This window comes from Kribbella sp. NPDC051587 (genome assembly GCF_044453945.1).
Taxonomy (GTDB): Bacteria; Actinomycetota; Actinomycetes; order Propionibacteriales; family Kribbellaceae; genus Kribbella.
Window position 1 is genome coordinate 60,670 of the sequence record NZ_JBITDE010000006.1, and the last position, 23,884, is coordinate 84,553.

Below are 23,884 nucleotides of genomic sequence, written 5' to 3' on the forward strand. Positions count from 1 at the left end.
AGGAGCCTGGCCGGGATCTAGGGTTGATCGGGTGGAGAAACCGAGGACGGGCTGGGCAGCGCTGGCGTCACCGCGCTATCTGCTGTCGTCATGGCCGTGGCGCAGCTACGCCTACCTGTTCACGTCGGTGGTGACCGGCCCGATCACGATCACGATCTTGCTGATCGCGGCCGGGGTCAGCGTGGTACTCAGCCCGCTGATCATCGGCGTCCTGATGATGACCGCGTTCCCGCTGCTCGGAGCGCTGGTCGGCTGGGTCGAGCGCAGGCGGGCCCGACTCATGCTGCTCGACGGCATCAGCAGTCCGCACGCAGCGATGCCGCTGCGGCTGTCATTGCGAGAGCGGCTGCGGTACCGCCGCCGCGAGCAGGCGTCGTTGCGGGCACTCGGATACGGGTTCCTGCTCGGCACGCTGACCTGGCTGGTGAGCTTGGGGTTCGCTGGGGGCTGCGCCACGGTGCTCGGCGTCACTCTGTTCGCGCCGGTGCTCGCGACGAACGACACGATGGGAATGGGGCCGTGGACGCTGGACACTACGGGTGAGGGTGTCCTGTTCCTGGTCGCGTTCGGTCCGCCGTTCTATGTGATCAGCTCGTATCTGATCGGAGTCGTCGCCGCTACGCAGGCGTCGTTGGCGAAGGCGATGCTTGGCCCGCGGCAGGAGGAGCTGCAACGGAATGTGGCCGAGCTGCGCCGCTCCCGGCTGGATCTGGTCGACGCGTTCGAGACCGAACGCGCCCGGATCGAGCGGCACCTGCACGACGGCGTACAGCAGCGGTTGGTCGGGCTGACCATGACGCTGGGGCTCGCCGAGCTGGATCTGCCCGAGGGGGAGGGCCGGCGGCTGGTGGTGAAGGCGCACTCGGAGGCTGAGGCAGCGCTGGCTGACCTGCGGGAGGCGGTTCGGGGGATCCATCCGCGAGTGCTGATCGACCACGGGCTGGAAGCCGCGATTCGCGAGGTCGCCGACCGCAGCCCGATGCCGGTCTCGGTGTCGATTCCGCTGGCGATCCGACTGCCGCCGCCGATCGAGGCTGCGGCGTACTTCGTGGTCAGTGAGGCGCTGGCGAACGTCGCGAAGCACGCGCAGGCGCAGACCTGCTCCGTGGTCGGCCAAGTGGAGGGGCAGCAGTTGGTCGTCACGATCACCGACGACGGGATCGGCGGCGCGACGGTCGGTGCGGGGAGCGGATTGACCGGCCTGGTGACCCGGTTGGACGCCTTGGGCGGCACACTCGTGGTCGACAGCCCACCTGGTGGGCCTACTCGACTGCGAATGGAGTGCCCGTGCCGACTCGGCGACTGAGCATCGTGCTGGCCGAAGACTCGCTGCTGTTGCGCGAGGGACTGGCCAGCATTCTGGATCGGGCCGGGCACGAGGTTCGCGACACCGTCGGCGACGGGGACACACTGCTGGCCGTGGTCCGTAAGGAACCGCCTGACCTCGTGATCACCGACGTACGGATGCCGCCCGGGCACAGCGACGAGGGACTGCGGGCCGCGGCCGCGATCCGGGCCGAGTTCCCGGCGATCGGGATCCTGGTGCTTTCCCAGTACGTCGCCGACGCGTATCTGTCGTCGTTGCTCGAGTCAACGACCGGCGGGATCGGGTACCTGCTGAAGGACCGGGTCGGTCACGTCGCCGAGTTCCTCGAGTCGCTCGATCGCGTCGCCTCGGGCGGAACCGTGGTCGACCCTGAAGTGGTTCGCCAGCTGCTGGCGCGACGCCGGAACGACGGTCCGCTCTCGGCACTGACTCCACGGGAGCTCGAGGTGCTGGCACTGATGGCCGAGGGGCGCGTCAACGGGGCGATCGCCGAACAGCTCGTGGTGAGCGAGGCCGCCGTCCGGAAGCATGTCGGCAACATCTTCGCCAAGCTGCAGCTGGACGACGGACTCGATCGCCGGGTGTCCGCCGTACTCACGTATTTGCGTGGCTGAGGGACGCTTGAAGCATGGACGCGGATATCCGGAAGATCTTGGCGGACTGCGACACGTGGGCCGTGGTCGGGCTGTCGAACAACACCGAGCGAGCGGCGTACGGCGTGGCGCGGTTCCTGCAGTCGCACGGTAAACGGATCGTGCCGGTGCACCCGTCGGCCGAGACCGTGCACGGTGAGCAGGGGTACGCGAGTCTGGCCGAGATCCCGTTCCCGGTGGACTGTGTGGACGTGTTCGTGCGGTCCGAGCTGGCCGGTGAGATCGCGGACCAGGCGGTGGGAATCAATGTGCGCGCGGTGTGGTTTCAGCTGGGTGTAGTGGACCAGGACGCCTACACGCGTACGACGGCCGCGGGACTCACCATGGTGATGAACCACTGCCCGGCCATCGAGTGGGGTCGTCTCGGTCCTTCGTGACGACCTAGGGGCTCGTGAATGTTCTCGATCGACACGTCCACAAACTTCGGCAAGCGGATCGCGCAGCAGCTGGCAGACGAGCGAGTGGTCTGGCTGACCACCGTCGGCCGGTCGGGGACGCCGGCACCGAACCCGGTCTGGTTCCTCTGGCACGACGACGAGATCCTGATCGCCAGCCAGCGCCACAAGGCCAAGCTGCACAACATCACGTCGCACCCCCAGGTCAGCGTGAACTTCAACGCGACCCACGGCGGCGGCGACGTCGGCGTCATCTCCGGTACGGCGGCCATCGACACCGAGCCGCTGCCCGCGGACGTGGTCGCGATCTACAACACCAAGTACGGCGACGACATCGTCGGCCTCGGGATGACCACCGAGCAGTTCCACTCGGAGTACTCGGTGATCATCCGCATCACCCCGGACAAACTCCGGGGCTTCTAGTCAGTTGAGGTAGCCCTCGACGGTCGAGGCGGGACGGGCCTCGGCGGTGTCGGGGTCCTCGCCGAACTCGCGCTTGGCGCGGCGCTGGCGCAGCAGGTCCCAGCACTGGTCGAGCTCGACCTCGAGGGCCTTGAGGCGGTCGCGCTCCTCGCCGTCGCCGATCTCGCCGGCCGCGTGCTTGCTGCGGAGCTCGTGCTCCTCGGCCACGAGGGCGTCGATCTTGGTGAAGATGTTGTTGTCGGTCATGAGGAAACCGTACGCCCGTCCGGAAGCTGTGCGCGGGAGAGCAGCTCGGTGATCATCAGAATGGCGATCGTTTCGGCGGCGATCAGGCCGATCAGGACGACGAGCTGGAGTGCCGCCGCCGCTGCGGGGGAGGCGCCGCCGAGGACCATGCCGACGAAGGCGCCGGGCAGGGAGACGAGCCCGACGGTCCGGGTCTGGTCGAGGGCCGGGAGCAGGGCGTCGCCGGCGACCGGGCCGACGACGAGTTTGAAGGCGTCGCGGGGGAGCAGGCCGATCGACAGGCCGGCCTCGAATTCGCCGAACCGGGTGCCGTACTCGCTCAGCATCCGGCGGCCGGCGAGCGTGGTGGCGGTCATCGCGCCGCCGACGATGATGCCGCCCATCGGCAGGATCGTGGCCGGGTTCCGCGGCACCACACCCGGCACGATGATCAGCAACAGCACGGTCAACGCACCGGCCCCGATCGCGGCACCGCAGTACATCCACTGATGCGGAATCACCGCCGTCTGGTGCAGCCGGCGCGTGCTGGTGAACGTCGCGACACCGAACATCAGCAGCACGAAGCCGATCGCCCCGAGCGTGTGCTGCAGCGCGAACCCGACCACGAGCCCGACGGCCGCCAGCTGGACGACGGCGCGCAGCGCGGCGGTGACGATCCCCTTGTCGTGCCGAAGTCCGGCGTACCGGGAACCGGCGACGCCGATCAGGATCAGCAACGGCAACACCGCGACTGCTGAGAGGCCGAGCCCCGGGTGGAATGACATCTGCACATTGGACCACCTCCGGATCGGCTGCGAGGTGCCCTTCCGTCAGGCGTCGCGGAAGTCGGCCTCGTCGTAGGCGTGTTCGCCGCGGCTGGTCTTGGCTGCCTCGTCGGTGCGCAGCTCGACGCGGCGGATCTTGCCGGAGATCGTCTTCGGCAGGTCCGCGAACTCGATCCGCCGGATCCGTTTGTACGGCGCGAGGTGCTCGCGGCAGAACTGCAGGATCTCCGCGGCGAGCTCGCGCGTGGGCTCGTGGCCGGCAGCCAGTACGACGTACGCCTTCGGCACCGCCAGCCGGACGGGATCCGGCGACGGGACGACCGCGGCCTCGGCGACGGCCGGGTGCTCGATCAGGACCGATTCGAGTTCGAACGGCGAGATCCGGTAGTCGCTCGCCTTGAACACGTCGTCCGACCGGCCGACGTACGTGATGTAGCCGTCCTCGTCGCGGCTGGCGACATCGCCGGTGTGGTAGAAACCGCCGCGGGTCGCCTCGGCGGTCAGCTCCTCGGCGTCGCGGTAGCCGCGCATCAACGGAACCGGCGGGGGAGCGAGCTCGATGCAGATCTCGCCGTCGTCGCCGATCTCGTCGGTGCTCGGGTCGACCAGCGCGATCGCGTATCCGGGCAGCGGCCGGCCCATCGAACCGAGCTTCACCGGCTGACCGGGCGGGTTGCCGATCTGCGCGGTCGTCTCGGTCTGCCCGTAGCCGTCGCGGATGGTGATGCCCCAGGCATTGCGAACCTGCTCGATCACCTCGGGGTTGAGCGGCTCACCGGCCGAGATGCACTCGCGGATCGCGACCTCGACCGCGGACAGATCAGCCTGGATGAGCATCCGCCAGACCGTCGGCGGCGCGCAGAACGTGGTCACGCCGTACGTCTGCAGAACGCGCAGCATCTTCTCCGCGTCGAAGCGTGTGTAGTTGTAGAGGAAGACGGTCGCGCCGGCGTTCCACGGGGCGAAGACGTTGCTCCATGAGTGCTTGGCCCAGCCGGGCGACGAGACGTTCAGATGGACATCACCGGGCTGGAGGCCGATCCAGTACATGGTCGAGAGGTGGCCGACCGGGTAGCTGACCTGCGTGTGCTCGACCAGCTTCGGCTCACTCGTCGTACCGGAGGTGAAGTACAGCAGCAGCGAGTCGTCGGCCGCGGTGTCCACATCGGGCACGGGACCGTCGTACTGCTCGCACTCGTCGTAGTGCAGCCAGCCCTCGACCGGGTCACCGACGGCGACACGGATGCAGTCGTCCGCGATCCCGGCGTACCGGCTGGTCTCGGCACTGGCGGTGACCACCGCGCGAACGTTGCCGCGGGCAATCCGGTCGGCGAGGTCGGCATCGGTGAGCAGCGTCGTCGCGGGGATCATCACCACACCGGCGCGGATACAGCCGAGCATCGTCTCCCACAGCGGTACGACGTTGCCGAGCACGATCAGCACGCGGTCACCGGGCTTCACCCCGGCCTGGGTCAGCCAGCCGGCGAACTTGCGGGAGCGCTCGGCCAGCTCGGCGTACGTCCGCGAGTTGACCTCACCGTCCTCCTCGACGATCGTCAGCGCCGCCACCTCGGCCTGCTCGACCGCCAGCGCGTCGAACCAGTCCCGCGCCCAGTTGAACCGCTCGAACTCCGGCCACTTGAACTCCCGGTACGCCGTCTCGTAGTCCTCGCGGTAGGCAATCAGGAAGTCCCGCGCCGTCCGGAACTCGCGCGTCACATCCGCCGTGCTCTGCTCGGTGCTCTCGACTTCGCTCATGCCCGCATGATTGCCCATCGCCTACCAATCGGTAAACGTCGCCTGACCTACCTGCCCGGTACAACGGCTCCATGAGCACCACTTCTCGCCGGTCCCGGCTCCCGTACGTCGTCCTGGCCGTGGTCGGCGTTTTCGGTCTGCTGGTCGTGGGCGGACTCGTCGGGATGTACTTCTGGGCGAAGAACAACCTCGAGCGGGACGTCAGCTACGAGCTGACCGGGCCGCCGGGGGCCCAGGTGCGGATCTCCTACGTCACCGACGACGATCCCGGGCGGGGCCGGCCGGACCCGGTCGCGCTGCCCTGGTCGATGACCTTCCACTCGTGGATGACGCGGCGGGCCTGGCTGACGGCCGGGCGGCCGGAGGGTCTGGTCGGCCCGCTCACCTGCACGATCCGCATCGACGGCAAGGTCGTGTCGACGCAGACCAGCCCCGACTCGATCGTGGTCTGCAAGGAGCCCGACCTCTAGAGCGAGAGGGCAAGGACCGAGCCGGCCACCACGAGCGGGGTGAGGATCAGGCCGCGCCAGAGGAAGGACCACCAGGTGATGGTGACGCCGGCGGACTTGCAGCGGGCTCGCCACAGCAGGGTGGCGAGGGAGCCCCAGAGGGTGAGCAGGCAGCCGGTGTTGACGCCGATCAGCAGGGCGGCCATCCGGTGCGGGTCGGCCGAGGCGACCGGTTCCATCGCCAGGTAGGCGGGGAGGTTGTCGAACAGGTTGGCGCCGAGGGCTGCGGTGGCGCTCAGGCGCAGGTCAGAGGTGGTTCCGGCGACCTGTCGGAGGAGATCCTCCAGACCGTGGTCGGTCAGGAACGCGACCACCGCGAAGAGAATGACCACGCCGACGACCAGCTTGGCCGGAATGAGTGACCAGTGGAGTTCACTACGACGGCGAATCGCGAAAACGACGACCAGGATGAGCGCGCCGACGCTCGCCGGGTAGGCGACCTCGATCCCCGATACGAACGCCGGGCCGAGCGCCACGCAGACCGCGGTCGACGTCCAGAACAGCACCTTGTCCTCCACCTCGGGAGCCGCCGGTACGTCGTACGAGCGGCCGAGGTCCTTGAGGAACAGCACGGCCAGTACGACGACCGTGATCACGATCGCGGCGATCGCGGGTCGCCAGCTGACCGAGAGGTACGAGACGTCCAGCAGGCGGAACTGGTGCAGCGCGAGGAGGTTGGTGAGGTTCGAGACGGGCAGCAGGAGGGACGCCGTACCGGCCAGCCAGACCGTGGTGAACGCGAACAGCTTCGGCGGGATGTCGAGCTGGCGAGCCATCGCGAGCACGACCGGGGTCAGCAGCACCGCGCAGGTGTCGAGCGACAGCACGATCGTCAGCCCGGTCGCCAGCACGACCACGAGCAACCAGAGTCGCCAGACGCGGCCCCGAGCCAGGTGCGCGGCCTCGCGAGCGGCCACATCGAAGACCTTGGCCTTGTCGGCCAGTTCGGCGATGACGGTCACTGCGATCAGAAACACCAGTACTGGCGCGATCCGCGCGACCAAATTCCCCGCCTCCCGTGACTTGTGTTGAGTACGCTGGCCGGGTGACCTCGCCGGATGACACGTCGCCTGGACAGCTTGCACAGTATGCCGTGCAGGCCCCGGCCGATTATCCGGTGGACTTCGAGGCCGACGTGGTGCTCCGCGACGGCGCCACAGCGCGCCTGCGGCCGATCACGCCGAGCGACGCCGACCTGCTGGTCGAGTTCTACGCACGCGTGTCCGAGCAGTCGAAGTACTACCGGTTCTTCGCGCCGTACCCGCAGCTGTCGGATCGTGATGTGGCGCGATTCACCCAGGTCGACTACCACGACCGGCTGGCCCTGATCGTGACCGTCGGCAACGAAATGATCGGCGTCGGCCGGTACGAACGAACCGGACGCCGTACGGCGGAAGTCGCGTTCCTGATCGAGGACGCGCACCAGGGCCGGGGCCTCGGGCAACTGTTGCTCGAGCACCTCGCCCAGGCGGCCCGGGAGAACGGGATCGCGCACTTCGTCGCCGAGGTGCTGCCGGACAACCGCAAGATGATCACCGTCTTCACCGAGGCCGGCTACAAGGTCGCGCGCGAGTTCGAGGACGGCGTGATCATGGTCGAGTTCGACATCGCGCCGACCGACACGTCGTTCGGGGTGATGCAGGCGCGTGAGCAGCGCTCCGAGGCGCTGTCGATCGCGCGGCTGCTGACGCCGTCGAGCGTCGCGGTGATCGGTGCGAGCCGGCGCGAAGGGACGATCGGGAACGCGCTGCTGCGGAACCTGCGCGACAGCGGGTTCTCAGGGCGGATGTACGCGGTGAACGCGGATACCTCGGCGGATGAGATCGAGGGAGTCCCGGCGTACCCGACGATCCGGGAGGTGCCGGATACGGTCGACCTGGTGATCGTGGCGATCCGTGCCGAGAAGGTGGCGGACGTCGTACTGGATTGTGCGGCCAAGGGCGTGCGCGGGCTGGTCGTGGTGTCGAGCGGTTTCGCCGAGATCGGCGACGAGGGGCGTCGACTGCAGCGGCATCTGGTCGGGCTGGCGCGGTCGTATGGCATGCGGGTGATCGGGCCGAACGCGCTCGGGCTGATCAACACCGCGCCCGGGGTTTCGCTGAACGCGACGCTGGCGCCGACGATGCCGAGTCGCGGGCGCGTGGCGTTCTTCTGCCAGTCGGGGGCGCTCGGCGTACCGATCCTGGCGGACATGGCGGCGCGCGGGGTCGGGCTGTCGAGCTTCGTGTCGGCGGGGAACCGGGCTGATGTCTCGGGCAACGACCTGATGCAGTTCTGGTATTCGGACGAGGCGACCGAGGTCGTGCTGCTGTATCTGGAGTCGCTGGGCAACCCGCGCAAGTTCAGCCGGGTCGCGCGGCGGCTCGCCGGGCGCAAGCCGGTGGTCGCGCTGAAGTCCGGACGGGCGACGCAGGGTGTGCCTGTCGGCCAGTTGGTCCGGCGGAGCAAGTTGCCGGCTGCAACGATCGACTCGATGTTCCGGCAGAGCGGTCTGATCGGCGTCGACACCACCGGTGAGCTGTTCGACGTGGCTCAGTTGCTTGCGCACCAGCCGTTACCGAAGGGGCGCCGGGTCGCGATCGTCAGCAACTCGGACGCTTTGACGCTGCTTGCTCTGGACACGATGGCCGAGGTCGGGCTGCGGGTCGGCGGTGACCCACGCAACCTCAGTGCAGACGCGTCCGCTGCGGACTTTGGTGCGGCCCTGACCGAGGTGTTCGCCGACGATCGGGTGCACTCGGTCGTGGTGATCTACACGCCGCCGGTTCAATCGGGCGGGGCCGAGGTGGCCGCCGTACTGGCTGCTGCCGCCGCTGGGTCCGACAAGCCGGTCGTGTCGACGTTCTTGGCTTCGCGGAGTGTGCCGAAGGAGTTGCAGGTACCGGATGATGACGGGGGAGCGGCGCGTGGGTCGATCCCGTCGTTCTTGAACCCGCAGTACGCCGTGGGAGCGCTGGCCAAGGCAACCCAGTACGCCGAGTGGCGGCGTCGGTCGGACAGCGGCGTACCGGATCTGCCGGATGTGAACACGACCGGCGCCGAGGACTTCGTGGCGGAGTATCTGCAACGGCATCCCAAGGGTGCTGACCTGGACGACTCCGACCGGCAGCTGTTGCTGAGCTTCTACGGGATCTCGGTGCTGCCGGCGTTCCCGGTACTGAGCGCTGACGAGGCGGTGGCGCGAGCGGCGGACCTGGGCTTCGAGGTGATCTTGAAGGCGACCGCCGAGCAGTGGCGGATGCGACCCGACCTGGCCGACATCTGGCGGCACATCCACGACGAAGACGACATGCGCGCCGCCTGGGCCGAGATGACGAACACCTTCGGGGTTGCTTCCGATCCGGGGCGCGCCCAGTTCGTCGTACAGAAGATGGCGCCGCCCGGGGTGCCGGTGGTGATCTCGGCGCTCGAGGACGTGTCCTTCGGCCCGGTCGTCACCTTCGGCTTGTCCGGTGTCGCGACCGATCTACTCGGCGACCGCTCCTACCGCATGCCGCCCCTGACCACGCGGGATGCGGCTGAGATGGTCCGCGAGGTCCGCGCTGCCCCGCTGCTGTACGGCTACCGCGGTACCGACCCGGCCGACATCGCCGCCATCGAAAACCTCCTGCACCGGGTCTCCCGCCTCACCCTCGACCTGGAGGAGGTCGTCAAACTCGACCTCCGCTCCATCCTCGTCGGCGTTCAAGGCGCCACTGTGCTGGACGCCGCCATCCGCATCGCCCCCAACGAGAAGCCGCGTCAGGACACCCCCGTACGCCGCCTCACCTAACCGCCGACGGTATGAACTCAGCCCGTGGCTGCGTGTCGATCTGTCCCCGCCGAGGGCCTGGGCCATTTCAGGGGATCTCCGCTCAATGTGCTGGTTCTCTGCCCAAATTTCGAGGGGAGAAGGGGCAACCTCAGGGGAGATCCGGCCATATTGCGGAAGGTCCCGGGGGCGTGGGCGCGCCGGGGTAGGGGAGTGGACGCGCGAGTCGGGCAGGTCGTGGATGACGGGGGAGCGTGGTTCTTGGACAGGCCTGGGGTGGAGTGAGGGGAGCCGGCAGGGCAGGGCCTGGCGGAGCCGCGATGAGTGCTCGAATCATGCAGCAGTTCACAATGTGCTTTGTACAAGAGTTCTTGAGTAATGGCTAGGCGCGCCGCGCGCTTTCTCGAGGGAAGACAACATCATCAGCGAGGGCGACGGTAGATGCTGGCGGTGCGGGTGAGGAGGCGGGCGTCGACCAGTTGGCGGCGGAGGGCTGCGTGGTCGGGGTGCCAGCGGTTGAGGAGTTCGTTGACCTCGCGTTCCGGGTAGTCACGGTCTTGGTCGAACGACGTGACGATGTGCTCCAGCACGATCTGGAGCTTCTCCGGGTACGTCGGGAAGTGGGTGAGCCGGCCGTCGCGGATGAACGCCTTCAGGACGGCGTCGCGGGCCGGGTCGGGGTCGAGTGGGGTCCAGGCGGGGCGTTGGTCGCGGACCGCGTTCTTGAAGGCGTCTTCGTCGGCCTGCAGGGCAGGGTCGGCGGTGACGAGTCCGGCCTTGATCAGCTTCTGGAGGGCCTTGCCGACGGTGGCGTTCGGGAGGCCGGTCGTTCCGGCGACCTGGTCGGGGGTGGTGGCGCCGAGGACGACGGCGGAGTAGGTGCGCAGTCGGGACGGCTCGGCCAGCAGACCACAGAGCTGATCGGTGTTCATACCTACCAAGCTAATGTCGGTGGCAACCAGATTTTCGGCGTGAGGAGCGACGATGCAGCCGGGTCCGCACAACGCGATCACCGACGTCCCCGGGGTGCTGGTGGGACAGGTCGAGCGCGTCGACGCTCCCTACCTGACCGGTACGACGGTCGTCTACGTACCGTCCACTGCGGTCGCCGGTGTGGACGTGCGCGGCGGCGCTCCCGGCACTCGTGAGACCGACTTGCTCGACCCGGTGAACTCCAACGGCGGCGTGAACGCGATCGTCCTGACCGGCGGCTCCGCCTTCGGCCTGGACACGGCCGGTGGGGTGATGCGCTGGCTCGAGGAACGGGGTGAAGGCGTCCGCGTCGGCCTGGGTGACAAGGACGTCGTACCGATCGTGCCGACGGCCGTGATCTTCGACCTCGGTCGCGGCGGCGGCTTCCAGGCGCGACCGGACGCGTCGTGGGGGGCCGACGCGATCGCCAACGCGTCCGACGGACCGGTTGCCCTCGGCAACCATGGTGCCGGGGCCGGTGCTCGGGCGCGGTCGCTGAAGGGTGGCGTCGGGTCGGCAAGCGTCCGCCTCGATGACGGTACGACGGTCGGCGCGCTGGTGATCGTGAACGCGGCCGGATCGGCCGTCGACGCGAACGGCGTCCTGCACGGCGCGCGCTATGGCCTAGGCGACGAGTTCGCCCACCTGCAGACCCCGACCGAGCCCCCACCACCCGCCGCACCCGGCCGCAACCTGATCCCCGGCCCAGCGATGAACACAGTGATCGCGGTCGTCGCAACCGACGTACCGCTGGACAAGGCCGCCATCAAACGGATGGCGATGATCGCGCACGACGGTCTGGCCCGGGGGATCGATCCGATCCACACCCTGGTCGATGGCGACAGCATCTTCGCCCTCTCGACCCGCACCGACGACGACGGCCCACGCCTGAGCGTCACCGACCCGACAGCCCTGGCCCAGCTGGAGACGGTCTACACCGCCGCCGCCCGCACCCTGTCCCGTGCCATCGTCCACGCCATGCTGAACGCGGAGACCGTAGAGACGCCGGCCGGTGTCATCCCCAGCTACCGCGACGCCTATCCCTCAGCGTTCCAGGCAGGTTGACCTACGACTCAAGTCGTACGCCGCCGGGCCGAACGGCAACCGGAAGGCGATGCCAAGACAGGCCTGTAGGCCGACGAATCGGAGGCTGAAGAACGGAAAGCTCGTCATCATGAGCTTCCAGAGTCCCCAACTCGCACCGCAGGTCGTCCTCAGTGGGCACGGCCTGGTCAAGTACTACGGCGACGTCGTCGGTCTGGCGGGCGTCGATGTCGGCGTCCGGTCGGGCGAGGCATTGGCCGTCATGGGCCCGAGCGGCAACGGCAAGACGACGCTGTTGCACGTGCTGGCCGGCATCCTGACGCCGGATCAGGGGGAGGTGTGGCTGGGCGGCGAGCGGGTCGACCAGCTGAACGACGCCGCCCGGACGGTACTGCGACGTCGCCGGCTCGGGTTTGTCTTCCAGGACAACCAGTTGCTGGCCGAGCTGCCGGCCGACGAGAACGTGGCGTTGCCGCTGATGGTTGACGGCGTGAGCCGTCGCGACGCGATCGGCCGGGCTCGCAACATGCTGGCGCAGGTCGGGCTGGCCAACGAGGCAGGCCGACGGCCAGGTGAGCTGTCGGGTGGTCAGGCGCAGCGCGTCGCGATCGCGCGGGCTCTGGTCGGCGAGCCACAGGTGGTGTTCGCCGACGAGCCGACCGGTGCTCTCGATGCGACGACCGGTTCGCAGGTCATCGATCTACTGATCGGCGCGGCCACCCACCGCGGTGCTGCGGTCGTCGTGGTCACCCACGACAACTCGGTCGCCGCCCGGTGCCACCGGGTGCTGACCATCGTCGACGGTCGCGTGCACGAGTCGCTGGGGGCGAACCGATGAATCCTATGACCGACCTCGGGCTGCGCTTCGTGCGCCGGCCGGGACCAGGCGGCCGGGCCGCCAACCTCGCGGCGCTGGGGGCGACCGCGATCGTGGCGCTGCTCGTCACGTTCCTGATCGCGGGTTCGCTCGGGATCTCGCATCGTTCGGACCGGATCGGCTGGCGGGGTGCCGATCAGGCCGAGGCCAGTACGGCGATCGGCGCGACGCACGAGGTCCGGGAGCAGAAGCTCAACGGGCAGAACCTGGTGCAGATCGACCTGATGACGGTGCGGCCGAACAATCAGCCGCCGCCACCGGGGCTCGATCACACGCCCAAGCCGGGCGAGGTGTTCGTCTCGCCGGAGGTCGCCAAGCAGTGGTCGAGCCTCAGTGCCAAGTTCGGCCTGGACAAACCGACCGGCATCATCACGGACAAGGGTCTGTCCTCGCCGGAGGAACTGGTTGTCGTTCACGGTGTGGACAAGCTGGATACGAAGTACCCGAACTACGTCGACAGTTGGCAGACCGAGCACATGGACAGTCGCCTGTCTGGCCTACTCATCGCGGTGGCGTTCGGCATCGTGCTGGTGCTCTTCCCACTGCTCAGTCTGGTCGGCCAGGCCGCCGGTGTGGCAGCGAAGCGTCGTGAGCACCGACTGGCCGCACTGCGGCTGGCTGGTTCCACTCGGAGCCAGGTGCTCTGGCTGAGCGCTGTCGAACAGGCTGTGCTGAGTCTGGCCGGTGCGGTGGTCGGATTGCTCGGGTACGTCGTTCTGATGCCGCTCATCGCGCGGATCCCGCTCGGTGGTGGTCGCTGGTACGTCGCAGACATCGCCCCGAACTGGTGGACCGTGCTGACCGTGCTGGCCGCCGTACCGGTGCTGTCGGTGCTCAGCGCGATGATCGGGCTCGGCCGGGTCAGCATCACGCCGCTGGGCGTCGTACGGGGTCAGACGCGTAAGGCGACCACTGCGCTGCGGCTGGTACCGCTGCTGATCGGACCGATCGCGCTGGCGTCGCTGGGCATGGGTGCCGCGATTGTGCCGCTGCTGATCGCGATCGGGTTCGGTGCGCTCGCCGTACGGATCCTTGGTCCGTTCGCAGTCCAGGTGATCGGCAAGATGCTGGCGAACCTGGCCAACGGGCCGGTCGCCCTCCTCGCCGGCCGACGGCTTGCAGACGATCCGAAGGCAGCCTTCCGGCCCGTGGCCGCGCTGGTGCTGAGCGGCTTCGTCACCGGGTTCATCTCGGTGTTCATGCCGGGTGGCGACGATGACCCGACCTGGCAGGACATGCGGATCGGCGTCGCGTTGCTGATGGGCCTGGTGTTCCTGACCGCGGCAGCGTCCACGGCAGCCGGTGCAGTCGGTACGGCGCTCGACCAGGCCGGACCGGCCAAGGCGCTGCGCCGATCGGGTGTACCGCTGACCGTGATCGAGCGTGCGGCTCGGCTCGCGGCACTGGTTCCGGTGGTCGGAGTCGGTCTGCCGGTGGTCGGATTCGGCGCCCTGTGTGGTCTGGCACTGAGCGGTGGGCAGATCCTCACTCAAGGCAATTCCGGCATCCTGCTGCTGATCGGGCAGATCGTGGTCGGCCTGGTGCTGGTCGCGGCGGCCGGGATGGCGGGCGCTCCGGTGCTGCGGAAGGCAAGTGCGAACTGATCGCGGTTGTCCACAAGGTGTGACCGCGGTTGTCCACAAGGGGCAAACGCGGGCGGCAGCGGTCGTGCAAGGATGAGGGTATGCGTGACCTGAATACACCGGAGCTCGTGGACGCCTCCCCGGAGCTGCGCGCGGCGATCGACCACTGCGGCTACTACCCGGACGTGGTGACGGATTCGCTCGCGATCGCGATCGCGAGCGAGCCCATCCGGGCCTTCGTCCTGCAGCACGAGCCGACGTTCGACCGCGACGAGGTCCGGCGGCACATCACGATCCTGGCGCTGACGCCGACCCGGCTGATCGTCGGTCACACCGACGAGCACGCGGCCGACGACCTGATCCGGGCGCCGTACGCGTCGACCTCGACCGAGGCGATCCCGCTGTCGCGGGTGAACGCGGTCGTGGTCAACCGCGTCGTACCGAACCCGGCCGGCTATGCCTCGGGCAAGTCCGACCCGGCGGTCTCCGGTGGCGGCGAGGTCGTGCTGACGATCGGCTGGGGGATGGTGAACCGGATCGATCTCGAGCCGGCCGTCTGCGCCGACCCGAACTGCGAGGCCGACCACGGCTACACGGGTTCGGTCGCGGCCGACGACATCTCGCTGCGGATCAGCGCCGCCGCCGACGGCCCGGCCGGCATCCAGCAGGTGCTGGACTTCGCCCGCGCGTTGTCGTTCGCGACCACCAAGTAGTGCCGTGATCGAGTCTGTCAGTCCCCAGTACGGCGGGGGTGCGCTCGCCGACGTACTGCCGTCGGTGGCCGGTGCCTTGTCGGTGCCCGGCTTCACGAACGCGCTCGAGCTGCCACCGGCCGCCCGGTACGCCGTTCTGCTGTTCGACGGACTCGGTTGGAATCTGCTCAAGCGCTATGCGGACTCAGCGCCGTACCTGTCCTCGCTGCTTCCGACCGGCCGGAGTCTCACGGCCGGGGTGCCGTCGACGACTGCGGTGAGTCTGACGAGTCTCGGGACCGGGTTGCCGCCCGGTGCTCACGGGATGGTCGGCTACACGACGATCGTGCCGGAGACCGGCGCTCTGTTGAACGCCTTGCAGTGGGATGCGCCGGTCGACCCCTGGAAATGGCAGCCGCACACCACGGTCTTCGATCGGGTGGCAGCGGCAGGGGTAGTCACCCGGAACGTGAGCAAGGCCCGCTTCGAGAAGTCCGGGCTGACCCGGGCTGCGTTCCGGGGGAGCATCCATCGTGGTGCCGACACGGTCGAGGACCGGCTGGACGCGACGCGGTTCGCGAGCCGTGAGGGCACGTCGTCACTGACCTATGTCTACGACTCTCAGCTCGACTACACCGGTCACGGGCAGGGCTGCGACTCGTGGCAGTGGCGCAAGGAGCTGGTCGCGGCGGATGCGTTCGCGATGCAGGTCCGGTCCTCGCTACCGCGCGACGCCGTACTGGTGGTGGTTGCCGATCACGGCATGATCGACGTGGCCCCGGAGAACCGGGTCGACCTCGACAACGAGCCGGAGCTGACCGACGGGCTGCGGCTGATCGGTGGCGAGTCCCGCTTCCGGCATCTGTACTGCGTCGACGGCGCGGCGGACGACGTATTGGCCACGTACCGGGAGCGGCTCGGGGATCGGGCGCTCGTGCTCAGCCGTGAGGACGCGATTGGGCGTGGCTGGTTCGGTGCGGTCGAGGACAGGGTGGCGCCGCGGCTGGGCGATGTGATGGTGGCGGCGCTGGGGCCGCTGTCCGTGGTTGCGAGCCGACGGTTCCCGCAGGAGGCTGGGCTGATCGGACTGCACGGTTCACTGACGGCCGACGAGATGGAGATTCCGCTCCTCGTCGACCCGGGCTACTGAGTCAGAAGCTCCACACGTTCCAGTAGAAGCTCGTGCTGGCGGTCTTGGCCTCACCGTCGCGTGCGGTGACCGTGACCTTGTAGCGGCCGGCACCAGGAGTCAGTACGCCGGTGATCCAGCCGCGCTCCGGGTTGATCTCCAGGCCCGGCGGCAGGCCGGTCGCGGTGTAGCTGATGTCGCCTGATCCACCCATTCCCTTGATGAGCAGCGGCACGGCCGGGATGCCGCCGACGCCGAGCTGCTCGCCGGGCTTGGTGACCGAGATGGCGCCCTTCGGCTGAGCTGATGCTGCACCGACCGCTTCTGCGGCGTCGACGAGGCCCTCGCCGAAGAACGAGTTCTTGGCCGCGGTGCCCTTGCAGTCCGCCGATGCGCCGGCCGGGCAGGCGAGGTCGTTGGCCTGCTCGCTGAGTTTGGCGCGAACCTGCTCGGGGGTCAGCTTCGGGTTCGCACTGCGCAGCAGGGCGGCGACTCCGGCCACGTGCGGCGAGGCCATCGACGTACCGCTCATGGCTGCGTAGCCGCCGCCGGGGACGGTCGAGAAGACGTTCTCACCGGGGGCGGCGACGTTGATCTTGTTCTCGCCGAAGTTCGAGAAGCGCGACTTGGCGCCCAGTGCGTCGACGGAGGCGACCACGACGACGTTCGGCAGCTCGGTCGGCAGGCTCAGGCAGTCGTTGGTGATCGGGCGCGGTGCCGGAGTGGTGTCGTCGGGGCTCGAGTCGTCGGTGTCCTTGTTGGCGAGGTCGTAGTCCTCGTTGCCGGCCGCGGCCACGTTCACCACGCCCTTGGCGTCCGCGTAGGCGACGGAGCGTCGTACTGCCTCGGCGATCGCGTCCTGGTCCTGGTTCGACGGGCAGAGGAACAGCCAGGGGTCGACGTAGTAGCTGTTGTTGGTGACCGAGACACCCTTGTCGGCGGCGAACATGAACGCGCAGACGGTGTTCTCCGGGAAGAACAGGTTGTCGCCGGTGCTTTCGGCGACCCGGATCGAGGAGACCTTCACGCCGGGCGCGACCCCGATCACGCCGACGCCGTTCTTGGCGGCCGCGATCGTGCCGGCAACGTGCGTGCCGTGATCGGCGACCGGCCGCCAGGCACCGGGCCTGGTGTCCGCCTTGCCGTAGGCACACGACGCCGACTTGGCGGCATCGAAGTTCGCCTTGAGGTCGGCGTGCTGATCGTCGACGCCGGTGTCCAGTACGCCGACCGTGATCGTCTTGGCGCCGAGGGTCTTCGTCCACGCCCGGTCGGCACCGATCTGGGTCATGTCGCTGCGGTCGGTCTCCGGTGCGCTGTCGGCCGACTCAGTGATGGCCGGCGGGAGGGCCGGGTTCGCGACCTCGGCCGGCAGGTCGCTGGTCCGGGTCGCGCCCACCTTCTGCACACCACCGGCGCCCCGGAGTTTGGTGGCGAAGTCGGCGTTGGCCGAGTGCGCGACGATCACCCCGATCGCGTCGTACGCGGCATAGACCGTGCCGCCGTTCTGCGTTATCGCGCCGGTGACCTGACTGGTCTTGGCCGGTTCGGTGATGACGAAGTAGGCCCGGAGCCCGGCCGTCGGCACCGCCATCGCCGGGCTGACGACCGAGGACACGACCGTCAGCACGACCGCAAGAACAAGCAGGAGACCTTTGCGCACGGTCCATTCAAACCGTACGCGCGCAAATACCCAAGCCGGGTCCACCCCTCGTCGGCAGCTTCCGGCCACGGCGGTCGCTCTGACCTGCTTCGATGGTTGCCTGAAGCCCATGGCGACCGCGCCGAAATCCCGCCTGCTCGCTGTCCCGTTCCTGGTGGTGGGCGCAGCAGGGGTGCTCAGCTTTCTCGTGTTCGCCGTCGGTCTGATCGGGGCCGGGCTGGCGAGCGGCAGCCTGCCCGGCTGGGGCAAGATCGCGCTGGTCGGCTTCTTGATCTGCCTCGCGCTGTTGGTGCTCAGCACTGTCGTCAGCGCAGTTCTGGAAAGAGTGGTTCACTCGCGCCGAGGATGACGCCTTGCCGTAGACACCCCCCGAGGTGCGCTGCGGCCAGTTGACTTGGCAGGATGATCGCCCGTGGCTGAACTGCTCTACTTCACCGGGACCATGGACTGCGGCAAGTCCACGCTGGCGCTGCAGATGGATCACAACCACAAGGCGCGTGGTCGCCGGGGGCGGATCTTCACCAGCAACGACCGGGCAGGGGAGTCGGTGCTGTCGTCACGGCTCGGACTGGTCGCCGACGCGATCGAGGTGCGACCCGAGTTCGACTTCTGGGACCACGTGGTCAACGAGCTCACCCAGGGCGGGCGGATCGACTACGCGGTCTGCGACGAGGCGCAGTTCTACAGTGCGCTGCAGATCGAGCAGCTGGCCCGGCTCGTCGACGAACTGCAGATCGACGTCTTCTGCTTCGGCATCCTGACCGACTTCCGGGCGACCTTGTTCCCCGGATCCGCGCGGCTGGTCGAGCTCGCCGACCGGATGGAACTGCTCCAGGTCGAGGCGTTGTGCTGGTGTGGCGAGAGGGCCACCCACAACGCCCGTACGATCGGTGGAGAGATGGTGACCGAAGGCGAGCAGCTGGCAGTGGGCGACATCGAGAGCAACGCGGCCGAGATGGCCTACGAGGTGCTCTGCCGTCGCCACCACCGCCGTCGCCTCACGCAGGCCCGCGCCCGCGCCACGCTGTCACCCGAAGTCCTACCGTTCGGAGGAGCCGCGTCATGACCAGCCCCCTGATCACTGTCGACGAACTGCGCGCCCTGGAGCCGCAGCCGGTGCTGATCGACGCCACCTGGAATCTGGCCGGCCCGCCCGGACGCGAGGCGTACGACGCCGGCCACCTTCCCGGCGCTTACTTCGTGGACCTGGACACCGAGCTCGCCGGCCCACCCGGCCCGGGCCGGCACCCGTTGCCGGACGCGACCACGGTCAGCGCGCTGGCACGCCGTACCGGGATCTCTGCCGACACGCCGGTCGTCGTGTACGACGCGGCGAACTCGCTCGCGGCCGCTCGCGCGTGGTGGATCCTGCGGTACTTCGGTGTCGCGGACGTGCGCGTTCTCGACGGTGGACTCGCCGCGTGGCAGGCCGCCGGGGGAGAGGTCAGCACCGACGTATCGGCCGATGACGACACCGACTTCACCGCCACCCCCGGCCACCTGCCCCTGGTCGACGCCGAAGGAGCCGCCAAGGTCGCGGCCACCGGCGTACTCCTCGACGCCCGCGCCCCCGAGCGCTTCGCTGGCGAGGTAGAGCCGATGGACAAGGTCGCCGGCCATATCCCCGGCGCCATCAACACCCCCATGGCCGCCCTCCTCACCCCCGACGGCCACTTCAAACCGGCCGACGAGCTGGCCACCTACTTCACCGACCACGGAGCCACCCCCGACGCCGACCTGGCCACCTACTGCGGCTCCGGCGTAACAGCAACCCACACAGCCCTGGCCCTCGAATCCGTCGGCATCAAGGCCCCCGTCTACATCGGCTCCTGGTCCGACTGGATCACCGACCCCACCCGCCCCATCGCCACCGGCCGCGACTGACCAGGCGTACATAAGAACTGTTAGTACGCTGCCTCCGGCGTCACCTTTCAGCCCGAAGACGGCGTTGGCAAGGCCAGTCGTGGCGCCTACGACCAGTCCTTGTGCACACCACGCTGGGCCAGGGCGGCCCTCACGGTGGCGACGACCCAGTCCGGGTCGTGCAGAACTTGTCGGTAGGTGAAGCGCAACACCAGCCAGCCCGCACTGACAAGGTCGTCGTACCGGCGGCAGTCCGCGGCGAACTTCACGGAGTCGCCGTGGTACGCGTAGCCCTCTGCCTCCAGGGCGATCTGCGCTCGCCGGTGGCCCAGATCGACACGGGCGAGGCGTCCTGGGGTCGTCACCAGAACCTGCGGTTCGAAGTCGTAGATGCCCGCGGCCAGCAGCAGACTGCGCAGGATCGACTCCAGGAAACTGCCCGACCGGGCGTCCACAGCGGCCGCGACGGCGAGTGCGTTGGCCCGACCTCGGCCGCATATCCCGGCGGCCGCAGCCTGCAGCTCCTCCGAGGTCAACTTGCCCGAGGCCAGCGCGGCATCGCCCACCGCGAGCGCTTGACCGAACGGAAGGATGCGAGCGCAGTCGACGACGGTTCGCTCCAACGAGGTGAGCCCCCGCCGCAGGTCGGTGGCGGGAAGGTCGGTCCAATGCAGAACGGCTGGTGGACCGACGCGCGCCTTGCGGTGCGTCGGCAGGGTGACGTGTGGCTTGCGCGGCGAGACCCGGAGCGGCAACCGCCAAGCCAGCGCCGCACTGGTGTGCGACAGCACGCCGGCATACGCGAGCGCCGTGGACCGGTCGGCGCTGAGCTGCGGATGGCCGTACACACCGCGCGTCAGCCGGACGACCTCGCCGTTCTGGACGGCCCGAGCCAGCGCGCGCCGGGAGATCACGGCCGCCAGTTGGGCGTAGGTGGCGCAGCCACCCAGCTGAGCGAGGACCTCGGCGACTGATTGCACCCCACCATCGTGCAGATCTTCGGCTAATCGCGTCGGCGGTTATCCACAGGCGTGCAGCCGGACTGGTGATAGGTCCACGCACGAGCGGTGGCGCAAGGTGTGGAGCGCGGTGGGGGACTTGATAGTGCTTCGTAGTAACAGTTCTTCTGTACGCCGTCCCCGTTGACTTCGGTGGGGGACTCTTGGAGGGTGGAGAGTGAAATCGATTTCCCGTCCGCCCCTTTGAAGTGGGAGTTGTCGATGAAGCTTTCTCGGAGAGCGTTGTTGGGTGCTGCGGCAGGTGTTGGGGCCGCGGCTGTTCTGCCGGGTACGGCGTTGGCCGGGCCGCAGGCGATCACGGTGAACAAGGTGAAGGATCTGACCGGGCCGGGGTTGACCGACCGGTTCCGGATGGCGGCCACGGACCTGGGGATTCCGGCGCGGGCGCCGGACGGGCGGATGGTGTTCGTGTTCGGGGATACCTTCGAGGAGGCCCGGGTCGGGGGTGGGTGGTGGCGGTCGCCGGTGGCGTTGTGGTCGAACACGACTGACCTGGCCGGGGGAGTGACGTGGTCGGGTGCGGTGGGTGGTGCGGCGGCGCAGCAGTTGTGGGACTACCCGCATGACAACCCGACGTTCTCGACCGTGCTGCCGTCGGACGTGATCACGATCGGCGGGTCGATGTACCTGCACGTGATGGTGAACAAGGGTCTTGGCAACGTGGTGTGGACCGAGATCTGGCGCAGCGACAACTCCGGCGCGAACTGGTACCACACCGGCGCGAAGTTCGATCCGAACATCGACGGCGGCCTGTTCCAGTGCATCACGTGGGGTCTGGGCAACGACGGGTACGTCTACGTGTACTCGACCGGCTTCCAGCGCGACAAGCCGATCATCCTCAAGCGCGTCCGCAGCGACCAGATCGCGAACCCGGGCGCCTATGAACCCTGGGGTTTCCGGGACAACGCGTGGGGTTGGGGTAAGCCCGCCACCCCGATCCTGACCGGCAGCTTCGGTGAACTGTGTCTGCGCCCGCTGGGTGGCAAGTGGATCCTGACCTGGTTCAACGCCGGCGATTACCGCATCGACGGGATGATCATGAACACTCCCACCGACAACCTGTACACGGCGATCCGCCAGCCCCTGATCTACGGCGGCGCCTGGGGCCAGGAGAACGACAACCACGTCGCCCAGCTGTACGGCGGCTACATCATCCCCGGCTCCACGCTCAGCGACCTGCACCTCTCGGTCAGCCAGTGGAAGACCGACGCCGGCTGGCCCTACCGCGCGATGCAGTTCCGGGTTCGCGGCTTCGGCTAGAGATCCAGGACCATCGTGTCCGAGGTCCCGGACACGCCGACCTTCACGAACCCGGCCGCCCGATACAGGTCCGCGGCCGGGTTCTGCGGATCCACGCTCAACGACAACCGCCGGTACGACGGCCGCGCCGCCTCGGCCAGCGCGCCGAGCAACGCTCGCGCCACTCCACGCCGCCGAAACGCAGCAGCCACCCCGAGCGTCAACTCCGGTACGTCGTCGGCCACGTACCCGTAGCCGCCCGGCACGAGCCGGGCCCAGGATGCACCAGCCGGTACGCCGTCGATCTCCGCGACGACCCCGAAATCGTCGGTGCGCGGCCAGCCCGCGAGGTAGCGCCAGACTTTGTCGTCGGAGCGCGCCGTCTCGACCGTGAACCACGGATTGCCGTCCCAGTTGCAGGCCTCGACGAGCATCGCGGAGAGGAGGTCGAGGTCGCCGGCGGTCGCGGGTCGGAGCAGCATGCAGCCATCCTGCCGCCCAGGAGCAGCGGATTCCACCAGTTATCGTTCCGCTCTTGAGTTAGTAACACGCTTGGTTTAACTTACTCGAAATTCCGGAAACTTGAGGAGTTCCGAATGAAGACAGTGAACAGGCTGGGCGCCGTACTGGGCGTGTCGGGACTGGCGCTCGGCCTGGTGGCGTGCGCCGATGGGACCACGCCGGCGGACAGCACCGGTGCGATCGACCAGAACGCTCCGGTCACCATCACGGTCGGGGACCGCCCCACCCCCGACAAGCCGAACGACCTGAAGTCGTTCGAGCAGAAGGTCAAAGACTTCACGGCCAAGAACCCGAACATCACCGTGAAGACGACCGAGACCAGCTGGCAGGCGCAGACCTTCCAGGCCCAGATCGCCGGTGGCACGCTGCCGACGGTGATGTCGATCAGCTTCACCGAGCCGGCCAACATGATCCCGAACAAGCAGCTCGCGGACATCACCGACGAGCTGAAGCTGGTCGACCTGACCAAGGACCTGAACCCGAACGTGCTGAAGATCGTCCAGGACGCGCAGGGCCGGATCTACGGCGTCCCGACCGACGTGTTCTCGGTCGGCCTGGCCTACAACCGGGCGCTGTTCAAGCAGGCCGGCCTGGACCCGGACAAGCCGCCGACGACCTGGGACGAGGTCCGCCAGTACGCCAAGCAGATCGCGGACAAGACCGGCAAGGCCGGCTACGCGCAGCTGACCACCAACAACACCGGTGGCTGGATGCTGACCACGATGACCTACAGCATGGGCGGCACGGTTCAGAGCCAGGACGGCAAGAAGAGCACGTTCAACGATGCCCCGACCAAGAAGGCGCTGCAGTTGCTCAAGGACATGCGCTGGACCGACAACTCGATGGGCAGCCGGTTCCTGTACAACCAGGAGGAGGTCCGGCAGGACTTCGCGGCCGGCAAGATCGGAATGGTCCTGCAGGCGCCGGACGCCTACGACATGAGCGTGAAGCAGTTCGCCATGAAGCCCGCCGACTTCGGTGAGGGCGCGCTGCCGCAGGCCGGCGGCCCGTTCGGCACGCTGACCGGCGGCTCGCTGAAGATGGTCAGCCCGAAGGCGACCAAGAACGAGATCGTCGCCGCGCTGAAGTGGATCAAGTTCGACCAGTTCGACAAGTACACCTCGGAGTCGGTCGCGGTGACGGATGCGAAGAACGCGATCGCCGACAAGGGTTTCGTCGGCCGGCCGAGCATCACGCCGCTGAGTCAGCAGACCTTCGACCAGTACAACAAGTGGCGTGAGCCGTACGTGAACGTCCCGGTCAAGCAGTTCCAGGGCTACATCGACTCGACCAGCTCGCTGAAGCTGCTGCCCGAGCCGGGCAACAAGGGCCAGGAGGTCTACTCACTGCTCGACCCGGTGGTCCAGCAGGTGCTCACGAAGCAGGATGCGGACATCGACAAGCTGTTGAGCGACACCGCTTCGAAGATCGACGCACGCCTGGCGCGGTAAGCCC

General features: G+C 68.2%; 24 protein-coding genes. 16 read left to right on the top strand and 8 right to left on the bottom strand.

Annotated features, from left to right (window positions below; translation table 11 throughout):
- Positions 1 to 31 precede the first annotated feature (31 nt).
- From ACIA49_RS22160 to ACIA49_RS22175, 4 genes are read left to right on the top strand one after another with little or no spacing between them, the layout of a single operon-like run.
- On the top strand, positions 32 to 1,306 hold the full coding sequence (locus tag ACIA49_RS22160; protein WP_396379106.1) for a sensor histidine kinase: 1,275 nt from the start codon (positions 32 to 34) through the stop codon (positions 1,304 to 1,306).
- A complete protein-coding gene (locus ACIA49_RS22165) occupies positions 1,288 to 1,941 on the top strand; it encodes a response regulator (RefSeq protein ID WP_396379108.1) in 654 nt (217 codons plus the stop codon). The genes ACIA49_RS22160 and ACIA49_RS22165 overlap by 19 nt, the downstream gene beginning before the upstream one ends.
- Before the next feature lie 14 nt (positions 1,942 to 1,955).
- Entirely contained in the window at positions 1,956 to 2,357 is a 402-nt protein-coding gene (locus tag ACIA49_RS22170) for a CoA-binding protein (RefSeq protein ID WP_396379110.1), read from the top strand.
- A gap of 18 nt (positions 2,358 to 2,375) precedes the next feature.
- Positions 2,376 to 2,798, top strand: coding sequence for a TIGR03667 family PPOX class F420-dependent oxidoreductase (locus ACIA49_RS22175; RefSeq protein WP_396379112.1), 423 nt, complete (start codon positions 2,376 to 2,378; stop codon positions 2,796 to 2,798).
- Here the strand turns inward: ACIA49_RS22175 and ACIA49_RS22180 are convergent, their stop codons facing one another.
- From ACIA49_RS22180 to ACIA49_RS22190, 3 genes are read right to left on the bottom strand one after another with little or no spacing between them, the layout of a single operon-like run.
- The gene (locus ACIA49_RS22180; RefSeq protein ID WP_396379113.1) at positions 2,799 to 3,044 is read right to left on the bottom strand and encodes a DUF2630 family protein; all 246 of its coding nucleotides are present in this window, start codon (positions 3,042 to 3,044) and stop codon (positions 2,799 to 2,801) included. It abuts the gene before it with no gap.
- Positions 3,041 to 3,808, bottom strand: a complete 768-nt coding sequence (locus ACIA49_RS22185; RefSeq protein ID WP_396379115.1) for an ABC transporter permease — start codon at positions 3,806 to 3,808, stop codon at positions 3,041 to 3,043. Before ACIA49_RS22185 ends, ACIA49_RS22180 begins: the two co-directional genes overlap by 4 nt.
- A 45-nt stretch (positions 3,809 to 3,853) precedes the next feature.
- The gene (locus tag ACIA49_RS22190) at positions 3,854 to 5,566 is read right to left on the bottom strand and encodes an AMP-binding protein (RefSeq protein WP_396379116.1); all 1,713 of its coding nucleotides are present in this window, start codon (positions 5,564 to 5,566) and stop codon (positions 3,854 to 3,856) included.
- Between the two features lie 71 nt (positions 5,567 to 5,637).
- On the opposite strand from ACIA49_RS22190, the gene ACIA49_RS22195 reads away from it, so the two are divergent.
- On the top strand, positions 5,638 to 6,036 hold the full coding sequence (locus tag ACIA49_RS22195) for an MmpS family transport accessory protein (RefSeq protein WP_396379117.1): 399 nt from the start codon (positions 5,638 to 5,640) through the stop codon (positions 6,034 to 6,036).
- On the opposite strand, the gene ACIA49_RS22200 is transcribed toward ACIA49_RS22195, so the two are convergent.
- Positions 6,033 to 7,052, bottom strand: coding sequence for an SLC13 family permease (locus tag ACIA49_RS22200; RefSeq protein ID WP_396379119.1), 1,020 nt, complete (start codon positions 7,050 to 7,052; stop codon positions 6,033 to 6,035). The two genes, ACIA49_RS22195 and ACIA49_RS22200, sit on opposite strands and share 4 nt — an antisense overlap.
- A 68-nt stretch (positions 7,053 to 7,120) precedes the next feature.
- On the opposite strand from ACIA49_RS22200, the gene ACIA49_RS22205 reads away from it, so the two are divergent.
- Positions 7,121 to 9,847, top strand: a complete 2,727-nt coding sequence (locus ACIA49_RS22205) for a GNAT family N-acetyltransferase (RefSeq protein ID WP_396379121.1) — start codon at positions 7,121 to 7,123, stop codon at positions 9,845 to 9,847.
- 401 nt (positions 9,848 to 10,248) lie between these two features.
- Here the strand turns inward: ACIA49_RS22205 and ACIA49_RS22210 are convergent, their stop codons facing one another.
- Complete coding sequence (locus ACIA49_RS22210) at positions 10,249 to 10,758, bottom strand: DUF2087 domain-containing protein (RefSeq protein WP_396379123.1); 510 nt, start codon at positions 10,756 to 10,758, stop codon at positions 10,249 to 10,251.
- 52 nt (positions 10,759 to 10,810) lie between these two features.
- Between ACIA49_RS22210 and ACIA49_RS22215 the strand changes: the two genes are divergently transcribed.
- From ACIA49_RS22215 to ACIA49_RS22235, 5 genes are all read left to right on the top strand, one after another.
- Positions 10,811 to 11,863 (top strand): P1 family peptidase, encoded by a 1,053-nt coding sequence (locus ACIA49_RS22215; RefSeq protein WP_396379124.1) that lies wholly within the window; start codon positions 10,811 to 10,813, stop codon positions 11,861 to 11,863.
- 109 nt (positions 11,864 to 11,972) lie between these two features.
- Complete coding sequence (locus tag ACIA49_RS22220; protein WP_396379126.1) at positions 11,973 to 12,680, top strand: ABC transporter ATP-binding protein; 708 nt, start codon at positions 11,973 to 11,975, stop codon at positions 12,678 to 12,680.
- Positions 12,681 to 12,685: 5 nt separating this feature from the next.
- Positions 12,686 to 14,323 carry an FtsX-like permease family protein gene (locus ACIA49_RS22225; RefSeq protein WP_396379128.1) on the top strand — a complete coding sequence of 546 codons (1,638 nt, stop codon included), beginning with the start codon at positions 12,686 to 12,688 and terminating at the stop codon, positions 14,321 to 14,323.
- A gap of 80 nt (positions 14,324 to 14,403) precedes the next feature.
- Positions 14,404 to 15,015, top strand: a complete 612-nt coding sequence (locus ACIA49_RS22230) for a DUF5998 family protein (RefSeq protein ID WP_391544649.1) — start codon at positions 14,404 to 14,406, stop codon at positions 15,013 to 15,015.
- Positions 15,016 to 15,019: 4 nt separating this feature from the next.
- Positions 15,020 to 16,144 carry an alkaline phosphatase family protein gene (locus tag ACIA49_RS22235; RefSeq protein ID WP_396379129.1) on the top strand — a complete coding sequence of 375 codons (1,125 nt, stop codon included), beginning with the start codon at positions 15,020 to 15,022 and terminating at the stop codon, positions 16,142 to 16,144.
- A 1-nt stretch (position 16,145) separates the two neighbouring features.
- On the opposite strand, the gene ACIA49_RS22240 is transcribed toward ACIA49_RS22235, so the two are convergent.
- Positions 16,146 to 17,753, bottom strand: coding sequence for a S8 family peptidase (locus ACIA49_RS22240; RefSeq protein ID WP_396379130.1), 1,608 nt, complete (start codon positions 17,751 to 17,753; stop codon positions 16,146 to 16,148).
- A 142-nt stretch (positions 17,754 to 17,895) separates the two neighbouring features.
- Here ACIA49_RS22240 and ACIA49_RS22245 point away from each other — a divergent pair, with 142 nt between their 5' ends.
- The 3 genes from ACIA49_RS22245 (at position 17,896) to ACIA49_RS22255 (ending at position 19,670) form a co-directional block, all read left to right on the top strand.
- Positions 17,896 to 18,135 (top strand): hypothetical protein, encoded by a 240-nt coding sequence (locus ACIA49_RS22245; protein WP_396379132.1) that lies wholly within the window; start codon positions 17,896 to 17,898, stop codon positions 18,133 to 18,135.
- A gap of 63 nt (positions 18,136 to 18,198) precedes the next feature.
- Positions 18,199 to 18,852: a thymidine kinase gene (locus tag ACIA49_RS22250; RefSeq protein WP_391544652.1), complete on the top strand. Its 654-nt coding sequence runs from the start codon at positions 18,199 to 18,201 to the stop codon at positions 18,850 to 18,852.
- Positions 18,849 to 19,670 carry a sulfurtransferase gene (locus ACIA49_RS22255; protein ID WP_396379133.1) on the top strand — a complete coding sequence of 274 codons (822 nt, stop codon included), beginning with the start codon at positions 18,849 to 18,851 and terminating at the stop codon, positions 19,668 to 19,670. The genes ACIA49_RS22250 and ACIA49_RS22255 overlap by 4 nt, the downstream gene beginning before the upstream one ends.
- Before the next feature lie 86 nt (positions 19,671 to 19,756).
- Here ACIA49_RS22255 and ACIA49_RS22260 read toward each other — a convergent pair whose 3' ends face one another.
- Positions 19,757 to 20,629, bottom strand: coding sequence for a type IV toxin-antitoxin system AbiEi family antitoxin domain-containing protein (locus ACIA49_RS22260; RefSeq protein ID WP_396379135.1), 873 nt, complete (start codon positions 20,627 to 20,629; stop codon positions 19,757 to 19,759).
- Positions 20,630 to 20,869: 240 nt separating this feature from the next.
- Here ACIA49_RS22260 and ACIA49_RS22265 point away from each other — a divergent pair, with 240 nt between their 5' ends.
- Positions 20,870 to 21,928: a DUF4185 domain-containing protein gene (locus tag ACIA49_RS22265; protein ID WP_396379136.1), complete on the top strand. Its 1,059-nt coding sequence runs from the start codon at positions 20,870 to 20,872 to the stop codon at positions 21,926 to 21,928.
- Here the strand turns inward: ACIA49_RS22265 and ACIA49_RS22270 are convergent.
- Positions 21,925 to 22,389, bottom strand: coding sequence for a GNAT family N-acetyltransferase (locus ACIA49_RS22270; protein WP_396379138.1), 465 nt, complete (start codon positions 22,387 to 22,389; stop codon positions 21,925 to 21,927). The two genes, ACIA49_RS22265 and ACIA49_RS22270, sit on opposite strands and share 4 nt — an antisense overlap.
- Positions 22,390 to 22,503: 114 nt before the next feature.
- On the opposite strand from ACIA49_RS22270, the gene ACIA49_RS22275 reads away from it, so the two are divergent.
- Entirely contained in the window at positions 22,504 to 23,880 is a 1,377-nt protein-coding gene (locus tag ACIA49_RS22275) for an ABC transporter substrate-binding protein (RefSeq protein WP_396379139.1), read from the top strand.
- Positions 23,881 to 23,884: the final 4 nt, after the last annotated feature.

Bases quoted from the DNA above. Each gene is read 5' to 3' on its own strand.
- ACIA49_RS22170 (WP_396379110.1), top strand. From the start codon at position 1,956: ATGGACGCGGATATCCGGAAGATCTTGGCGGACTGCGACACGTGGGCC.
- ACIA49_RS22175 (WP_396379112.1), top strand. From the start codon at position 2,376: ATGTTCTCGATCGACACGTCCACAAACTTCGGCAAGCGGATCGCGCAG.
- ACIA49_RS22180 (WP_396379113.1), bottom strand. From the start codon at position 3,044: ATGACCGACAACAACATCTTCACCAAGATCGACGCCCTCGTGGCCGAG.
- ACIA49_RS22185 (WP_396379115.1), bottom strand. From the start codon at position 3,808: ATGTCATTCCACCCGGGGCTCGGCCTCTCAGCAGTCGCGGTGTTGCCG.
- ACIA49_RS22190 (WP_396379116.1), bottom strand. From the start codon at position 5,566: ATGAGCGAAGTCGAGAGCACCGAGCAGAGCACGGCGGATGTGACGCGC.
- ACIA49_RS22195 (WP_396379117.1), top strand. From the start codon at position 5,638: ATGAGCACCACTTCTCGCCGGTCCCGGCTCCCGTACGTCGTCCTGGCC.
- ACIA49_RS22210 (WP_396379123.1), bottom strand. From the start codon at position 10,758: ATGAACACCGATCAGCTCTGTGGTCTGCTGGCCGAGCCGTCCCGACTG.
- ACIA49_RS22215 (WP_396379124.1), top strand. From the start codon at position 10,811: ATGCAGCCGGGTCCGCACAACGCGATCACCGACGTCCCCGGGGTGCTG.
- ACIA49_RS22220 (WP_396379126.1), top strand. From the start codon at position 11,973: ATGAGCTTCCAGAGTCCCCAACTCGCACCGCAGGTCGTCCTCAGTGGG.
- ACIA49_RS22225 (WP_396379128.1), top strand. From the start codon at position 12,686: ATGACCGACCTCGGGCTGCGCTTCGTGCGCCGGCCGGGACCAGGCGGC.
- ACIA49_RS22230 (WP_391544649.1), top strand. From the start codon at position 14,404: ATGCGTGACCTGAATACACCGGAGCTCGTGGACGCCTCCCCGGAGCTG.
- ACIA49_RS22245 (WP_396379132.1), top strand. From the start codon at position 17,896: ATGGCGACCGCGCCGAAATCCCGCCTGCTCGCTGTCCCGTTCCTGGTG.
- ACIA49_RS22255 (WP_396379133.1), top strand. From the start codon at position 18,849: ATGACCAGCCCCCTGATCACTGTCGACGAACTGCGCGCCCTGGAGCCG.
- ACIA49_RS22265 (WP_396379136.1), top strand. From the start codon at position 20,870: ATGAAGCTTTCTCGGAGAGCGTTGTTGGGTGCTGCGGCAGGTGTTGGG.
- ACIA49_RS22270 (WP_396379138.1), bottom strand. From the start codon at position 22,389: ATGCTGCTCCGACCCGCGACCGCCGGCGACCTCGACCTCCTCTCCGCG.
- ACIA49_RS22275 (WP_396379139.1), top strand. From the start codon at position 22,504: ATGAAGACAGTGAACAGGCTGGGCGCCGTACTGGGCGTGTCGGGACTG.